General features: G+C 63.5%; 14 protein-coding genes and 1 pseudogene. 9 read left to right on the plus strand and 6 right to left on the minus strand.

Annotation, left to right across the window (positions count from 1 at the left end):
* Window positions 1-591 (minus strand): hypothetical protein (locus RDU12_RS04285; protein ID WP_308684148.1); only part of this gene is annotated, 591 nt, incomplete at its 3' end.
* A gap of 5 nt (window positions 592-596) precedes the next feature.
* Entirely contained in the window at window positions 597-1,151 is a 555-nt protein-coding gene (locus tag RDU12_RS04290) for a hypothetical protein (RefSeq protein WP_308684149.1), read from the minus strand.
* A 95-nt stretch (window positions 1,152-1,246) separates the two neighbouring features.
* Here RDU12_RS04290 and RDU12_RS04295 point away from each other — a divergent pair, with 95 nt between their 5' ends.
* Genes RDU12_RS04295 through RDU12_RS04305 form a run of 3 tightly spaced genes read left to right on the plus strand, consistent with a single transcriptional unit; the run spans window position 1,247 to window position 5,482 of the window.
* Window positions 1,247-1,879: a hypothetical protein gene (locus tag RDU12_RS04295; RefSeq protein WP_308684150.1), complete on the plus strand. Its 633-nt coding sequence runs from the start codon at window positions 1,247-1,249 to the stop codon at window positions 1,877-1,879.
* Window positions 1,880-1,896: 17 nt separating this feature from the next.
* Window positions 1,897-4,875: a TrlF family AAA-like ATPase gene (locus RDU12_RS04300; RefSeq protein ID WP_374990187.1), complete on the plus strand. Its 2,979-nt coding sequence runs from the start codon at window positions 1,897-1,899 to the stop codon at window positions 4,873-4,875.
* 43 nt (window positions 4,876-4,918) lie between these two features.
* Window positions 4,919-5,482: a hypothetical protein gene (locus RDU12_RS04305; RefSeq protein ID WP_308684152.1), complete on the plus strand. Its 564-nt coding sequence runs from the start codon at window positions 4,919-4,921 to the stop codon at window positions 5,480-5,482.
* A gap of 80 nt (window positions 5,483-5,562) precedes the next feature.
* Here the strand turns inward: RDU12_RS04305 and RDU12_RS04310 are convergent, their stop codons facing one another.
* The 4 genes from RDU12_RS04310 to RDU12_RS04325 form a co-directional block, all read right to left on the minus strand.
* Entirely contained in the window at window positions 5,563-6,735 is a 1,173-nt protein-coding gene (locus RDU12_RS04310) for a hypothetical protein (protein ID WP_308684153.1), read from the minus strand.
* Window positions 6,736-7,044: 309 nt separating this feature from the next.
* Window positions 7,045-7,674: a hypothetical protein gene (locus RDU12_RS04315; RefSeq protein WP_308684154.1), complete on the minus strand. Its 630-nt coding sequence runs from the start codon at window positions 7,672-7,674 to the stop codon at window positions 7,045-7,047.
* Window positions 7,675-7,920: 246 nt separating this feature from the next.
* A complete protein-coding gene (locus RDU12_RS04320) occupies window positions 7,921-9,378 on the minus strand; it encodes a hypothetical protein (protein ID WP_308684155.1) in 1,458 nt (485 codons plus the stop codon).
* Window positions 9,378-10,706, minus strand: a complete 1,329-nt coding sequence (locus tag RDU12_RS04325; RefSeq protein ID WP_308684156.1) for a DUF4365 domain-containing protein — start codon at window positions 10,704-10,706, stop codon at window positions 9,378-9,380. The genes RDU12_RS04320 and RDU12_RS04325 overlap by 1 nt, the downstream gene beginning before the upstream one ends.
* A 288-nt stretch (window positions 10,707-10,994) precedes the next feature.
* Between RDU12_RS04325 and RDU12_RS04330 the strand changes: the two genes are divergently transcribed.
* The 6 genes and pseudogenes from RDU12_RS04330 to RDU12_RS04355 form a co-directional block, all read left to right on the plus strand.
* The gene (locus RDU12_RS04330; RefSeq protein ID WP_308684157.1) at window positions 10,995-12,017 is read left to right on the plus strand and encodes an IS110 family transposase; all 1,023 of its coding nucleotides are present in this window, start codon (window positions 10,995-10,997) and stop codon (window positions 12,015-12,017) included.
* A 753-nt stretch (window positions 12,018-12,770) separates the two neighbouring features.
* A complete protein-coding gene (locus RDU12_RS04335) occupies window positions 12,771-13,067 on the plus strand; it encodes a DUF736 domain-containing protein (RefSeq protein WP_308684158.1) in 297 nt (98 codons plus the stop codon).
* A 69-nt stretch (window positions 13,068-13,136) separates the two neighbouring features.
* The gene (locus tag RDU12_RS04340) at window positions 13,137-14,027 is read left to right on the plus strand and encodes an ArdC family protein (RefSeq protein ID WP_300292705.1); all 891 of its coding nucleotides are present in this window, start codon (window positions 13,137-13,139) and stop codon (window positions 14,025-14,027) included.
* 480 nt (window positions 14,028-14,507) lie between these two features.
* Window positions 14,508-14,654 carry a hypothetical protein gene (locus tag RDU12_RS04345; protein WP_300292703.1) on the plus strand — a complete coding sequence of 49 codons (147 nt, stop codon included), beginning with the start codon at window positions 14,508-14,510 and terminating at the stop codon, window positions 14,652-14,654.
* 224 nt (window positions 14,655-14,878) lie between these two features.
* Window positions 14,879-15,400: a MobC family plasmid mobilization relaxosome protein gene (mobC, locus tag RDU12_RS04350; RefSeq protein ID WP_300292701.1), complete on the plus strand. Its 522-nt coding sequence runs from the start codon at window positions 14,879-14,881 to the stop codon at window positions 15,398-15,400.
* Window positions 15,397-15,598: pseudogene (locus tag RDU12_RS04355) on the plus strand (hypothetical protein); the annotation flags it as partial. The gene mobC and the pseudogene RDU12_RS04355, both read left to right, overlap by 4 nt.

Genomic DNA, 15,598 nt, shown 5'->3' on the forward strand with positions numbered 1-15,598 from the left:
CATCACAGTCGATACCAAGAATTCTGACCTCGGCGCCTCGGCGACGTAGTCGCGGTAGGCGAAATTGATGAGGTCTCTCACCAGCTCGAGGAGACCGCCGGTGGGCAGGCCTTCAAAAGGATCGCCGTGCGCCAGGGTGTTTCGACGTTCGGCGAGAGTTGGACGGGTGTCGCCCGTCAACTGGCCAATGGCGGTTCCGCCACAGCGCGTAACCATCGGGATCTGCGCATCGGTCAGACCATCCGAGGCGACCATGAACTTCAGGAGCGCTGCGAAGCTGCGCTTCGACTTGGAGACACGCCCGCCGTAGCGATCCATTACCGCCAGTTCCAGCGCGATCAGGGCGGCGAGTTCGCCGGCTTTCACCACGCCGAAATCGGCCCAGCCCAGCAAGTAGAGCGTTTGCGCGCGTGCGAACTTCGCGCGAACGATATCCGGAATGCGCGCGTCGATGCCGAGGCTCTCGACGAAGCGCCGCCAGTCGGCGGCTTTCTCAAATTGGACGAAACCGCCCGGATTGCCTGGCGTCGGCCAGGCGAGCAGCACCGGCTGTTCTCGGTCGGTCAGCGTGATGTGCGGTCGATCGGTCATCGACGTCAGGCGGGCCGCAGCATCCGCTGGATGCGGAGCCGCTGAAAGCCATGAGCATGCACATGCGTGCGAAGCTGACGGATGTCGTGGACACCAAAGGCGACGGCCGCCTTCAACGGGCTGGCGAAGGTTGCGTAGTAGGACCAGCGGGCGTCGGTCGGCAGCGGCGCATTCTGGCGGCGATCGGTAATGACGATGTCGCGTGGGTCGCTGGTGTTGCGGAAAGCGTGGAAGGTGATCCAGTCGGGTCGCCGATAGCGCGCGGCCTTGCTGAACGGCACTGACTGCAGCTTCACGTCGGTCTGATCCAGGACCCAGTCGCGCTGCTCCATGATCTGGCGGACCATGTGGCCGGCCATCTGCTTGACGCGATCAGCGAGAACCTCCTCGCGAAACTCTTCCAGCAGGTGCTCCTCGATACCTTCGACCGCTGGTTTGCCCAGCTGAGAGGCCGTCTCAAGGCGCGCAACATTCTCGGGCTGGGTCAGGAACGCCCAGATTCGCTGGCCAAGTTCGGTCTCGAACAGCGACCTGAATTTTTCGGGGTTGTATGCAAACATGACGGGGCTTCCTTTACCGGGCAAATATGGCCGGTTAGATTGACCTGTCAACGGACGCTGGTTAGCTTCCGTGTTCGTGGGATGGGAGACGGGTTTTGGATTTCGAGGACCTGGTGACGGCGCTCGCCCCACCGCCCAATCGCGTTGGCAAGGCCGATGGCGACCACGAACATCATCTCTACGAGGGTGCCGTGATGGTTGCGTACGCCATGCACCTGCTTCGCACGGAAGGCGCTCTGAACGTTCGTATTCACCCGGACGGCGAGCATGGCAAACAGTTCGATTTCTCTGGATGGCTGGAGCGCCGCCAATTCCGGAAAGTCTCCACGATCGGCGCCACGTCCTATGGCGGCGTCTATGAGCATTCCGCCGGGCAGACGGTCACCGTAAATCCGAGATCTGGTCTCGGCGATGTCGTCGCGGAGATTGGTGATCAGGTCATCTCGGCTGAGTGTAAGGGCGGCATCATCAACACCAGGCATTCCGGTCAGGTGTCCCGGCTCTACAAAGGCCTCTGCGAGACGGTCGGCATGCTCATGGCGACGCCGGCGCAGGGGCGACAGGTTGCGGTCGTCCCGTTTACGGCCAGCACCTTACGCCTTGCAGAGCGCCTTGCGCCGCGGTGCGCCTTGGCCGGCATTGAGATCGCTCTGGTCGGCAGCCAAGGAGAAGTCATGGACGTGAAGTCGCCGCGAGACGCACAGCACGCTACAAGCACGCTCAAGTAGCAAGAAAGGTGGGGGGAATGCTGAGTCGGGGATCTGAGTGGCGGCGCTGGGAACCGCATATCCACGCGCCGGGTACGGTGATGAACAACCAGTTCAGCGGGCCGACGGCTTGGGAGGATTACCTGACGGCGCTCGAGCAGGCCGTGCCCGTGATCCAGGCCGTCGCTGTTACCGACTACTATGTGACCGACACTTACGAGGAAGTGCGTCGCCAGCGGGAGGCCGGCCGGCTGCCGCACGCCAAGCTCGTGTTTCCCAATGTCGAACTGAGGCTGGACGTGGCGACGGCCAAGGGAGGCTTCGTCAATCTGCACCTCTTCGTGAGCCCGGAAGACCCAGACCACGTTGAAGAGCTGCGGCGGTTGCTATCGCGGCTGCAGTTCAACGTCATGCAAGATCGCTTCGACTGCACCCGGGAAGACCTCATCCGCCTCGGCAAAAAAGCCGATCCAAAAATCACCGATGATGGTGCGGCGCTGTCTTACGGCGCCAACCAGTTCAAGGTGAACTTCCAGAAGTTGCGGGAGGTGTTTTCCGAAAGCGGCTGGGCGAAGAAAAACATCCTGATCGGGGTGGCGGGCGGCGCGACCGACGGGACGTCGGGCGTGCGCGAAGCCGCCGATCAAACCATCCGGCGCGAGATCGAGGGATTTGCTCATGTGATTTTCGCGAGCAGCGAAGCACAGCGTGATTTCTGGCTCGGGAAGCGCGATCTGACGCCTGCGGAGGTTCGCAGCCGATATGGCGGGCTCAAACCCTGCCTGCACGGCAGTGACGCGCATAAGTTGGAGGATGTCGCCACCCCGTTCGGCGATCGCTTCTCGTGGATCAAGGGCGCGCTGGAGTTCGATGCATTGCGTCAGGCGTGCATCGACCCGGGCGGGCGGGCGCATGTCGGCTCCGAGCCACCCGCATCGGCCACCCCTTCACAGGTAATCGCGCAGATCGAAATCCTCGATGCGCCGTGGGTGACGACGCCGGTCATCCCGCTCAACCCGGGTCTGGTGGCGATCATCGGCGCTCGTGGATCCGGCAAGACCGCGTTGGCCGACATGATAGCGGCGGGCTGCGACTCGATTTCCGATGAGTCCTGGAATGCTGACGAATGGGCGAATCCGTCCTTCTTGGTCCGGGCCCGGCCGTTGATCGGCCACGGGAAGGTCAAGGTGAGTTGGGCGGCGGGCGAGCCGAGCGTTCGCTCTCTCAACGGCGCGGACGCAAACGGCCCGTTTGCCTACCAGCGTGTGCGTTACCTGTCGCAGCAGTTTGTCGAGGAACTTTGCTCATCGAGCGGCCTGACCGACGGCCTGCTTCGTGAGATCGAGCGGGTGATTTTCGAGGCCCATCCCGACGAGGAACGTGATGGCGCGCTGGATTTCGAAGAACTGCTGGAACAGCGGGCGACCCGGCATCGGCTCGCGCGCCAGCGCGAGGCTGAAGCGGTCTCGCAAATCTCCGATCGGATCAGCACCGAACTTGAGAAGGAAAAGCTCGTCGCGACCTACGAAGGTCAGGTCGCGCAGAAGAAGAAGCTGATCGACGCCTACACGGCCGACCGCGCCAAGCTGGTTTCGGCCGGAAGCGAACTCCGCGCGCAGCGTCACACGGATTTGGCGGGCGCTGCAAACCAGGTGAGAGCGAAGTTGCGCCAATACACCGGCCAGCGTCAGACGTTCCTGGCGATGCAGGACGAAGTGAAGGATCTACGACGAAATCAGGCTCCCGAAACGCTTCGCCAAGCCCAGAGCCGACACCCCCAGAGCCGTATGTCGGACGAACAGTGGGCGGCTTTCCTGTTGGATTATAAGGGCAAGGTCGATGACGATCTGGCCGGCTACGTGAAATGGGCCGATCGCAAGATCGCGGGACTGAAGGGAACAGCGCCCCCTGCCGGCGACCCGAACACGCCCTTCTTCCCGGACGACACGGACCTGGCCACCTTGTCGCAAGCCGTCCTCGATGCGGAAATGGGCCGACTAGAGAAGCTCGTGAGCGCCGATAAGGAAACGCAGAAACGATATACCGCCCTGTCCGGCAACATCGCGACCGAGACGGCGGCCCTTCAGACCCTCAGCGATAAGCTGAAGGACGCGCAGGGCGCCAAGGACCGCGCGCGTGATTTGCAAGGAGAGCGCGAAGAGGCCTACGGCAGGGCGTTCGATGCTCTGGTCGCGGAGCAGTCGGTTCTCGAACAGCTCTACGCGCCGTTGATGGCGAGGCTCGCCGCGTCGTCCGGCACATTGAAGAAACTATCGTTCTCAGTTGCCCGGGTCGCAGATGTCGAGCAGTGGGCATCAGAAGCCGAAGATGGGCTCATCGATCTGCGCAAGGCCGGATCATTCCGGGGCAAAGGCACGCTGGTTCAAAAGGCGAATGAGGTCCTGAAAGACCCGTGGGAAACCGGGGACTCCGCGGCCGTCGGCGCTGCGATGGCGAAATTCCGCGGCCTCTATCAAAACGATCTGCTCGACCATTCCCCGGTCGCGCATACCGATCAGGTCGAGTTCCGGGCGTGGTCGAAGCGTTTTGCGCAATGGCTGTTCAGCACCGACCATATCTCAATCCGGTACGGCATCGATTACGATGGCGTCGATATCCGCAAGCTGTCGCCCGGCACGCGCGGGATCGTTCTATTGCTTTTGTACCTTGCCCTCGACGACAGCGACGATCGCCCGCTCGTGATCGACCAGCCAGAGGAAAACCTCGACCCGAAGTCAGTGTTCGACGAGTTGGTGCATCTGTTCGTCGAGGCCAAGTCGCATCGTCAGGTGATCATGGTGACGCATAACGCGAACCTGGTGATCAACACCGACGCGGATCAGATCATCATCGCTGAGTCCGGTCCGCATCCGCACGGTGCATTGCCCCCGATCACCTACACGTCCGGCGGCCTGGAAAGCGCTTCGATAAGAGAGGCTGTGTGCAACATTCTGGAAGGCGGCGAAGGCGCGTTCCAGGAGCGCGCCCGGCGACTGCGGGTGAGGCTGGAGCGATAGCTGTGGTTCCTATCGTCGCCGTTGCCATCCCCGGGACGTCTAGATGAGCTCGCTCAATTTCTCAGGGCTGACAAGTGACGAGGCCCGCGCCGTCCAGGGCGCGATATCACGTGGGGAGAACTTTCACGGTTATATTCCAGCAGCGAGCTTAGCGTTTATCGTCCGCAATTACCGCGAGCTTGCGGCGTTGGGTGCGCTGGAGGCGCCATGGCTGGATGCCTATGTCCATGCATCGCATTTCAACGCTCACGGCGTGTCGGTTTTGAAGGCGGTTTTCGACGCCTGTGACCGCAATCGTCTGCGGTCTCTCAAGCCCTTGGGTGATGACGCTATAGGCGGGCGGCTGACCCTCTTTCGCGGCTGCGCTGGTCCGGTGCACAGCTGGGGGATGTCGTGGACATCCTCGCTCGACAAGGCGATCTGGTACGCGGCTCACCACGCAGAGTTCTACGACCTCTCTAATATTGCGGTGTATGTCGCGACGGTGGCGACCGAAGACGTTTACTGCCGGCTCGATCACTACGACGATGACTTCATCGCTTATGCGCAGAGCGCTTGGCGGATCGACGTTCCTAGCGGGGAGTTCCGCCTGGATCGGCCTAGATGAAGCGACCCGAGTTTATGCAGGCGGCAACCAAATGGTTGTCTCCAGCTGCCGGCGGGGCTTGAGCGCTAGCGGAGGCGTCTCTATCGGCGCCGACGTCGTCGCCAGGGATGCCGGCCATCGTCCGACAGCTTGTCCCGCCACTTGTCGATGTGATCGTCCATTTGCTGCATGAGATCGCCCTTGGCGTCGATATCGGCGACCAGGGCGACGCTGACGAAGCCCGGTTCGTCTTCCACCGCCGGTAAACGCCAAACTTCGTACCGCGTGACGCCCTGTCTTGTTCCGGCTGGCGGTGTGGGGTTCGGCCCCCAGGCATCGGCCAGCTTCGGGTCGCGCGCGCGCAGTTCGGCGAAGTCGATCGTCCATCGCTGATCTGAAACCGTGCCGAAAGCAGGGACGATGTCGGGGATAAGATAATCGCGAACGATGTTGTCGAGGTCATGTAGAACCGTCGGCGGGGTCTTGGGGTTCGGCCTGACGACGACTTCCAGCGCTACAGCGACAACCAGCGGGCTGATGATCCAGTCCCAACGCTTTTTGAAAGCGGCGATTTCGTCCACCACATTTTGCTTGAACCTTGATGATCCGCCGGACGCGATGGGCAGTTCGCCCACCTGAAGCCGAAGCTTGGATTCCCCCACCAACCCGGCCCACATCTTTTTGTCAAATCCAGTGGGAAGGCCCCGAGGAAGGCCGTACATCCACCCTAGGACGGGAATGTCGACGCCGCTGCGACCGAGCAGTGCGCGCTGCGCGCTCCAGCGAACCATCTCTCGGTACGCTTCGTACGTTTTGTCCCCAAGGGCTTTCCGTTGGGCTTTCTCGTCTCGGATGAGATTGCGAAACGTGTCGACCCACTCACCCTCGCGCTCCTGCTCATAGTGGGACTCCATGCTCTCCGCAGCTTGCAGAGCCCGCCCTGCGAGTTCCAGATCGTCGAGCATGTCGGCAAAGGGCCGGGCTTCGATACGGATGTTGGGTCGGTCTTCACCGTGACGGCACGACACCGACAAGGCCTGAATCTGACTGTCATCGGCATACAGAAGGCTCTTCTTCGGCCAATCCACCCCGGTCATCCGGTCACCGAGGAGGTCCAGAAAGTTCTTGGCGATCGTGTGTGCGTGCGGGGGAGACTTGCCTGCCGTCGCCAGGTCGAGCTTGAGCGCTACATCGCCCCTGAACGTACCGCGTTTGATCGACGTGAGGTGTTCGGCAACCGCCTTCTGAAAGGCAGCTCGGTCGGTGGCCGACATCTTTTTTGACTGCGGCTCGATATCCTCGATGCTGATGTGGAGTCGCCGTCGGCGTCGTGACTGGTATCGGGCTGACGCGCCAGCGTCGCTTGCCATGAAACTTTTGAAATCACTCAACGCCGTCACACCTCGTAGATTGGTGGGCCGTTTTCGGCTTCCTGCTTCAGGATCTGATAGCGGATCTCGATTGCCGCCTGGGACGAAGATTGAGCCAAGCTATGTCGAAGGCGATCGCGCGCAAAGTCGCGGTTTGATTGGCCCCTTGCCGTGCATCGCGGTGCAGCCTGCCGGAAGTCTGACCTTGTCATCTCAGCGGCTTGGCAGGTCGGCGATCAGGTTCGTCAGTATATGTTCAATCTCGTCCATCCGACCTGCCAGGCGGCCGTCGATGAGGTGCGCGTGACCTTCGCGGGTTTCGAATTGGTACGACGTTTCGAAAGCTTCCATCGAGGCCGGATCTGTCTTCACGCCGACGACGACGAGTTGCTCATAGGCGTGGACCATGAAGTTGAAGAGGCAGGGATTGATGTTCACGGCCTCGCCATACCAGTGGAAGCGGCGTTCGCAGGCGGCGCGTGTTTCGGCGCGCCACTTCTGGCCCACGGTCTCGATCGCCCGCTCGACCTGATCGCGTCGGACGAGGCAGACGAAGGCCAGGACGCTGCTGGCGGGCGAGGGGATCACACGCACATTGGCGTCGATTTCGTCCTGATGGTGCGCGAAGTTTCGAAGCGCCTTTAAGGCGGCGAATTCGTCCAGATGTTCGAAGTCCTGAACCTCGGCCTTCCTCAGCTTGTCATTGAGGCTGTGCATCGCGGTGAGCGTCTGGAACAGGGTGTCCGGTCCTGGAGAAACGCTGTGCGCTTCATAGGCGCGGAACAAGCGGGCGGCGGCTTTTGAGGCCGATTGCAAGGCGGGAGCTTCATCAGGGGTGATCATGGGCGCAGCTAGACCGGACGGGGACGCCGCCTCAAGACCTATCGGCAGGCGTCAGTTTCCGCCTCCAGCGCGGTCAGCGCACGCAACAGGGCGCGATGGATCGGCCGCGGACGCCGACGCGGCTGGGGATCCTGGTCCTCAACATCTCCTCCCAGTGGCTCTGCATAATTCGTTTCAGCCCGCGCGATACTGCGGATATGTCGGCGCGTGCTGTCGACGAAGGTCTACCGGTAGCGGGCTTGGCCGTTAGATGTATCGGCGATAGTCGCTGCTCTCGGCTTGGCCGTCCTTCACGTACTTCAGCACCTCGCCGACCTTGCGGGCCGCACGGATGGGAATGGGCAGCCGCTGGTTCATCTGGGTGGAATTCCAGTTGATCTTCGTGAGGGACAGAACTTCTTCGGTGAGTTGGCTGACAGTGCTGTCACAGCTGCTGTGGGGACATAGCAGTAGCGGGCGAGGGTCGTACTGGCCCGGGTACGTGCCATAGTAAGGCATGCTGCCATTGGTATAGAGCAGGCCCTTTCCGCCAAGGTCGACGAAGGTTCCCCGCAGGACCGGGTAGTTGCCGTCTCGCAGGAGCTTCAGGGAGTAGGATTCTTGCACCCAGACCAGGTCGCGCAACTCGGCACCGGCATCCGTTAAGGCCCGCAGCATTCCCTGAGCCTCGTCCTCCCGAAACTTGGAAGTCTTCAGCACGATGACTCGCGCTGGGAAGTGCTTGTGGTGGGTCTTGTAGGCACCTAGCACGTTAGAGATCAGCTCATAGGCGTCATCTCCGGTCATGTACGGATGTCGGCCTCGGCTCTCGGTGTGCGCCCGCTTTCCCTTGAGGACAAACCCGCGGCCACGCTCATCGAACATCTGCGCGGCGCTGGTGAAGAGCTGTTGTCCGCCAGCCTCGCGGTAGAAGCTGATCCCCACATAGCAAGCGGTATACTCGCCCTCGCGCGGCATTCGTCGCCACGGGATGCGGCCGCTTCCTTTGTAGTAGAGGGTGCTGAGCAGGTTCCAGGCGATGCCGGCGGGGTCCTGGATCTTGCGGGCGCTGGTTTCCTTGACCTTCCGAGGGATTTTCGCCTTCGTGTCCACGACGTCTTCCCAGACGATCTGGATCGGGAAGCTGATCCCCATGGCCTTGGCCTTGAGCATGCCGCGGAAATTCGGCGCGTCGGAGCCGCCGCTGTCGTCCTTTTCGAAAGACCCTTTGGAATCGACCTTGGCGTTCCATACCCGCTCGATCAGGGCGACGGGCAAGGCGACGATGGCGACCTGGGGCCGGTCGCCGCTTTCGTCCATGGCGCGGAGCTGGTCGATGATCTCGCCAACGGCGAGTTCCACGGCCTTCTCGTGGTTCGGCTCCTGGGTGATCTTCTCGATGCGCGCTTGGGACAGAGCGAGGGCGGCGCCCTCCTCGATTTCGAACCGGCATCGGTAGGGGTTCTGATTGGTGAGGCCGGGGAAGGCAGGATGCAGGTTGGGGTGCTTCTCCGACATGCCCTCGAACCCGGCCGTGGCGGCGTCGAGGAATTTGCGCGTGTCCTCGATGGTCTTCGCGCTGCCGACAACGCCCACCTTGATCACGTCACCCGCGAAAGCCTGCAGCGGCCCCGCCTCAAAGAGGCCGAGCCGTGGATCGGGATGACTGTGCTTGTCGCCGAACTCCAGCATCGGCTCGTCGAAGATACGGCTTTTGAAGTCCATCAGCCGAACAGCCCGATCTGGTCGTCCGATTCGTCGGCGCGAGACTTCGGTGTGCCCCAAACGTCTTCGGGCACGCGGGTGGCGAGTTGCACCTTGGGCGGATCGCCAAAGGTCAGCACCGGCACCGTTCCTTCGGCGGCCGTAAACAAGGAGACAGCACCAGGCGCCAGCTGGGCCTTTGTAAGCGCACGGTGCCACATGATCACCTGCCCGCGCAGAGACGCGCTGTTGTCCATTCGCTTCTTTCCCGAGAGGAGAGCGGCGGGATAGGCGTGAGCGGTGAACCCGTTGGTCGTAAAGTAGTACGTGGGATTGATCACTAGGCACCATTGGTCGCCGAGCAGCTCGAAGCGCGGCTCAAAGGCGTGGTGGCGAACGAACCCGACCCGACCCGGTTCCTTCTTGCTCATCGAGACATTCACGACGTCGGCCGCGGTCCGCTTCTTGGCGCTGTCGTAGGCGAAGACCCGGCTTTGATCCTTTTCGAGGGCGCGGAAGTAGAAGAGCTTGCGGTCCTTGTTCCAGGCGAGATCCTCCCGGACCTGATGTTGCAGGGTGCACCGCAGTAGGTACGAAAAGTAGTTCTGCTCATCGATATCCTCGTGGAGTGCTAGGTGAGCCGTGTCGATCGCCTCGACATTGCCGAGATCGACGATCCGACTGCAGACCGTAGTTCGTGGATCTGAGAACGACCACAAGCTCCCATCGCGGATGACCCAGTCGAAGCGCGGCGCGACCTCAGCGTCGAGGAGTGCCTTGGCCGCGCTCTTGCCGGTGTGCAGCGTGCTGGCCACAAAAACCTCGGGCGGCAGGATCAGGGGCAAGATGTTGACGAGAGCTTCCTCGCCTTCGCCCAACGGCGGTACGTAATAGCCAAATCCGCTTTTCGGGACCGTCAGCGCGGCCAGGCGATCCACCGCACCGATGTCGAGTTTGTCGTTGGCCTTGTCGAAAAGAAGCCGCCGCTCTTCATTGAGCGCACCTCTCGGCACTTCCTGCCAGTAAAGGCTCTCGTCGCTTCGCCGGTAGACGACCAAGATCACTGGCAGGTTCGAACCGCGCCAGTATTCGAGATCATCGCTCTTCATTAGATACGCGAAGCCGGCATCAGTTTCGGAGGCGTAGCGACCCTCTTGCGTTGCCTTGACCTGCACGGCGATCATCTTCGCAAGCGGCCGGCCCTCCAGCATGACCTCGGCGATCCCATCGATACCGGCTTCAAGTCGGCTCCGGGCGTCGAACTGGAAGCCTATTTGAAGAAACCGCTGGCGCGCGGCCACTTCGCCGAGCTCGCCCAGGATTTGGTTGGCCGTGATGAGCTTGGACATTGGGGTGACCATAGAACAATCGGCGAACAGAATACACGATTCTGATGTGTCGGCTGCGACCTCGAAGCCTGCTGGCGCATTGCCGAAGCCAAAAGTCCAACTTGAACGGCATTTTTCCAACATTGGACTTCGGCAGAGGATTGGGTTGGTAGAAGTCGGTCGTCTGGCTCGGCCGGCTCCCCACCAAGGTCGGGAATCCGCACGTGCGCCAACGTCCGCTCATGATGCTGTGGACGGCTCTCCAACCCACCGGCAGCGTTAGCTTCCGGTCAGAGCTGGAGGAGAGCCATGGGACAGGTAGTCACGATTGGATTGGACATCGCGAAGTCGGTGTTTCAGGTGCACGGCATCGACGCTGAAGGCGGCGTAGTCATTCGACAGAAGCTGACGAGAGCGCGGCTTCTGAAGTTCTTCGGCAAGCTGAGGCCCTGCCTGGTTGGGATCGAGGCATGCGGAACAGCTCACCACTGGGCCCGCGAGTTGATCGGCCTGGGCCACGATGTGCGGCTGATGCCGCCGAGCTATGTGAAGCCGTATGTGAAGCGCCAGAAGAACGACATGGCCGACGCGGAGGCGATCTGTGAGGCCGTCAGCCGGCCGACCATGAGGTTCGTGCCAGTGAAGTCTCCCGAGCAGCAGAGCATAATGGTGCTTCACCGCACGCGATCGATCCTGATCCGCCAGCGGACCCAGGTGTCGAATGCGATCCGCAGCCACATGGCGGAGTTCGGGATGGCGGCCGCGATCGGTCGCCAAGGCCTGCAGACGCTGATCGAAGTCGTGGAGGATGTGGCGGATCCGCGTGTTCCGTCCGAGGCACGGGGTTGCCTGACCATGCTGGTTGCTCAGCTGCGGCTTTCAAACGCGCAGATTCTTGAAGGGGACCGACTGATCAGAACCAATGCCCGCTCGACCGAGGTCGGTCGCCGGCTGATGGAGATCCCGGGCGTTGGCCCACTGCTGGCCAGCGCCCTCGTAGGTACGATCGCCGATCCGAAGGCGTTCAAGACCGGCCGCAATCTGGCGGCCTGGATCGGTCTCGTCCCACGACAGAACTCTAGCGGTGGCAAGGAGCGGCTCGGCGGCATTACCAAACAGGGCGATCGCTACTTGCGACAGATGCTGGTCGTCGGCGCCCTGGCTGTCGTGCGCTACGCCGTGCGGAACGGCACGCGACGGCCATGGCTGGTCCAGTTGCTCGCGCGACGAACGCCGAAGGTGGCAGCCGTCGCGCTCGCCAACAAGACCGCCCGGATGGTCTGGGCGATCATGACCTCCGGCGAACGCTACAGGGAGCCGCTGGCGGCATAGAGATCAGGCTGAGGCGGGAGTGCCGCGGCTGACGAGCTTGGGAAGGGCGAGCAGGATGTAATGCGACAGCCGGTCGATACCGGAAGGCGGGAAAACCCACTTGCGCCAGAGCGCTTCGAGCGCGTGCTTTTGGTCGGGACCCGTCTTCGCGGAAGGCATTATGGCCAGCGGTCATGCGTACCGCACCAACAGGTCGAACACATGGCCGCACCGACCAGACTTAGCAGAACCTCACTTCACCCTTGCCAACGGGGAGCCGTCCACACATGGCGCATCTCGGACCATACCGCTCGAAGCTGCTCTTTCGGTGCTTATCCCGGCTGGCGCCGTATTCGCTGCGGCAGGCGACCCTTGAGAGTCTCTTGGCATTGTCGGTGGTCCTCATGGCGGTCCGGAGGACCAAGGCAAAGGCGCTTTGGCGGGGGTGGGGGCTGGCTCGCGGGCCGCTGGTGCCGTTAGGCGGGTAAAGACCGGGGGGCGGCGGCGTCTCCTGCGCGCGCCAGCCTCGCGCGGCCTCTCTGTGGCTTGATCTGATCGAAAGCCGGCGGCTTCCGCAACCGGGCGGGGCGAGTTTCTTCCCCGGCCTGCGGCCTCCTCGCGAGACAAGAAACACGCCCCGCCCGGTCCTGCGCTGTCGCTTCGGGGTGCTTGCGCCTGGCGGCGCCGCGACCTGCGGGCCGCCCGTCTTCCGATCGGACGATCGCCATCGAGGCCGCGGCAGGCGTGGCCCGAGATCAGCAAGGAGACACCACCATGGCCACCATCGGAACCTTCACCCGGCAAGCGGACGGCGCCTACAGCGGTTCGATCAAGACCCTCACCCTCAACGTCAAGGCGGCCCAGCTGCGGGCCAACGAGAAGACCGACGACAAGGCTCCAGACTTCCGCATCTTCTCCGGCCAGACCGAGTTCGGCGCCGCCTGGAAGAAGACGAGCCAGCAGAACCGCGACTACCTGTCGGTCAAGCTCGACGATCCCAGCTTCCCGGCCCCGATCTACGCCTCGCTGGTCGAGGTGGAAGGCGGACACAGCCTGATCTGGTCCCGCTGACCAAGCCGCGGCGGCGCTGACGACAGCGCCGCCGCCCTTTCTCTCAGAACTCATCCGGAGGAGGTCGCCATGTCGCGCCCCAACGAACCCTCACGTCCCGATCTCTACACCCGCATCACCAGCCAGATCGTCGCCCAGCTCGAAGCCGGCGTCCGACCCTGGACCCAGCCCTGGACCGCGGCCCAGAGCGTCAGCCGGCCGCTCCGGCATAACGGCACGCCCTACCAAGGCATCAACGTCATCCTGCTCTGGGGCGAGGCCGGGGCGCGAGGCTTTCAGTCCTCCACCTGGATGACCTTCCGACAGGCGCTGACGCTGGGCGCCCACGTCCGCAAGGGCGAGCGCGGCGCCACCGTTGTCTACGCCAACCGGCTTGTCCGTACGGAGACCGACGACGCCGGCGATGAGGCGATCCGGTCTATCCCCTTCCTGAAGGCCTATACCGTCTTCAACGTCGAGCAGATCGAGGGTCTGCCGGCTTCGCACGTCGCGCCGCCCGCACCGGTCCTGAACGCCGGCGAAAGGGTCGAGCGCGCCGAGGCGTTCTTCGCCGCGACCGGGGCCGAGGTCCGACATGGCGGCGGCTGCGCCTTCTACGCACCGGGGCCAGACGTCGTGCAGATGCCGGTGTTCGAGAGCTTCCGTGATCCCGAAGCCTATTACGCCACTCTCGGCCACGAGCTGACGCACTGGACCCGGCACCCCAGCCGTCTCGACCGCGACTTCGGTCGGCGACGTCACGGGGACGAAGGCTATGCCCGGGAGGAACTCGTGGCCGAACTGGGCGCGGCGTTCCTGTGCGCCGATCTCGGTCTGGCTTTGGAGCCGCGTGAGGATCACGCCGCCTATCTCGCCTCGTGGCTCGAGGTGTTGCGCGACGACAAGCGGTTCATTTTCTCCGCCGCCGCCCACGCTCAACGCGCCGTGGATTATCTTCACCGGACCGGGGAGGGGTGCTGACCCGCCGGACCTGAAGCCGCAGGTGCGCGGGCCGGCCATGGCTGGCGCGCGCACCACCGGGGCTGTAACGTTTCTCGCCTGCCGAACGAAGTGAGTTTGATGATTGGACGTCGTATGACAACGGCCTGGGCGCCGGCCATCCTGGCCGTATTCGCGCTCCTGTTTGCGTCGAGCCCGGTCACCGCCTTGCAGACGTCGTCAACGCCCATGGCGATGCTCATGGCGCCGGCCGACGCGTCCGGCTCGGACACCCCCTGCGATCCTGTGGAGAGGGGCTGCGTCCGCTTGTGCGCCGTGCTCTGCCAGGGGCTCGTTCCGACGCCGACGGTCGTCGTTCGCAGGGCGCCGCCTGCTGATGTCCATCATTGTCTCCCGGCCAATCCCCTCGTCGGGCTTGGGCCGGAAGCGGAGGACCCGCCTCCCCGAGTTTGATCTCCACCGACGAACCTTTCTCTGAAAACCGATCCATGGAGATCAACTATGAAACGCACTCTTTCGCTGGCGGCCCTCGTGCTGCTGACCTCGGCCTCGGCTGCCTTCGCGGCCGCGCCCGACACCGTGGTCAAGGCCGCCGCCTCATGCTGCGAACTGCTCGCGGCCTGCTGCAACGGCTTACCCTGCTGCTAATCCGCTGACGGAGGACGCCCGCGCGAAAGCGCGGGCGTCTGCCGGGAGACTCTTCCCATCGTGAGCCGTCCGGCTGGGGCGCCCTCCAGGGCGGCGGGCGAGCGTCCGCCTTCGCGGTCGCCGAGGGGAGGGCGGGGAGCACCGGAGACCTACGGGGCGAGGGTGGTGACGGTCTAGGGCAGGATAGGCTTTGCGCCGGCAATGTCTGACAGACCCCATTCCCCATGGACCGCCTCACCCTCCGTCTTCCAGCCGATCTGGTCCACCGCTTCGACGCCGCCGCGGCTGGCCGGGGCGGGCGCTCGCGATTTCTGCGTCGGCTCATGGAAGAGGCGTCGCAGGCCCCGCTGCCGGAACTCGTTGCGGCGACGCCGGCGGGTCGGACGGGCAAGCTGACCCTGCGCCTCGCCGAGGCGGACCTGGCCCTGCTGGAGGCCGAGGCGGCCGTCCTGGGCCTGTCCCGCACCCAGTGGAGCGTCGCCCTGATCCGGCGCCGTCTGCACCGCCGGCCGCAGCTGACGCCGCCGGAGGCGTTCGCCTTCATCGCGGTTCAGCGCGAGCTGCGGCGCATCGGGGTCAACATCAATCAGATCGCCCGGGCGATGAACACCGCCGTGCTTGAGGGGACGGTGCTCGATCTGGAGATGGCCCAACTCGCCGCCTTCGACACCGAGATCCGGGCGCACCTGACAGGCCTGCGGGGGGCCTTCGAGGGCAACCTCGCCTACTGGTCCGACGGAACATGAGCGACTTCCGGACTCCCTTCGGATTCGAGGAGGCGCTGCGGCCCCCGGTCGACGTCCGGCGCGCCCGGGTGACGCCCGGCGTTCTCGGCCGGCGAGCGGCCGGGGAGGCCGCCCGCGCGCAACTGATGCGGGTCGCGCGGCGGGTTCCTGAGGTGATGGTCAAGATCACCGGCCGCACGCGTGACGCCGGCCATCTTC

This window comes from Brevundimonas sp. (genome assembly GCF_031082345.1).
Classification (GTDB): domain Bacteria; phylum Pseudomonadota; class Alphaproteobacteria; order Caulobacterales; family Caulobacteraceae; genus Brevundimonas.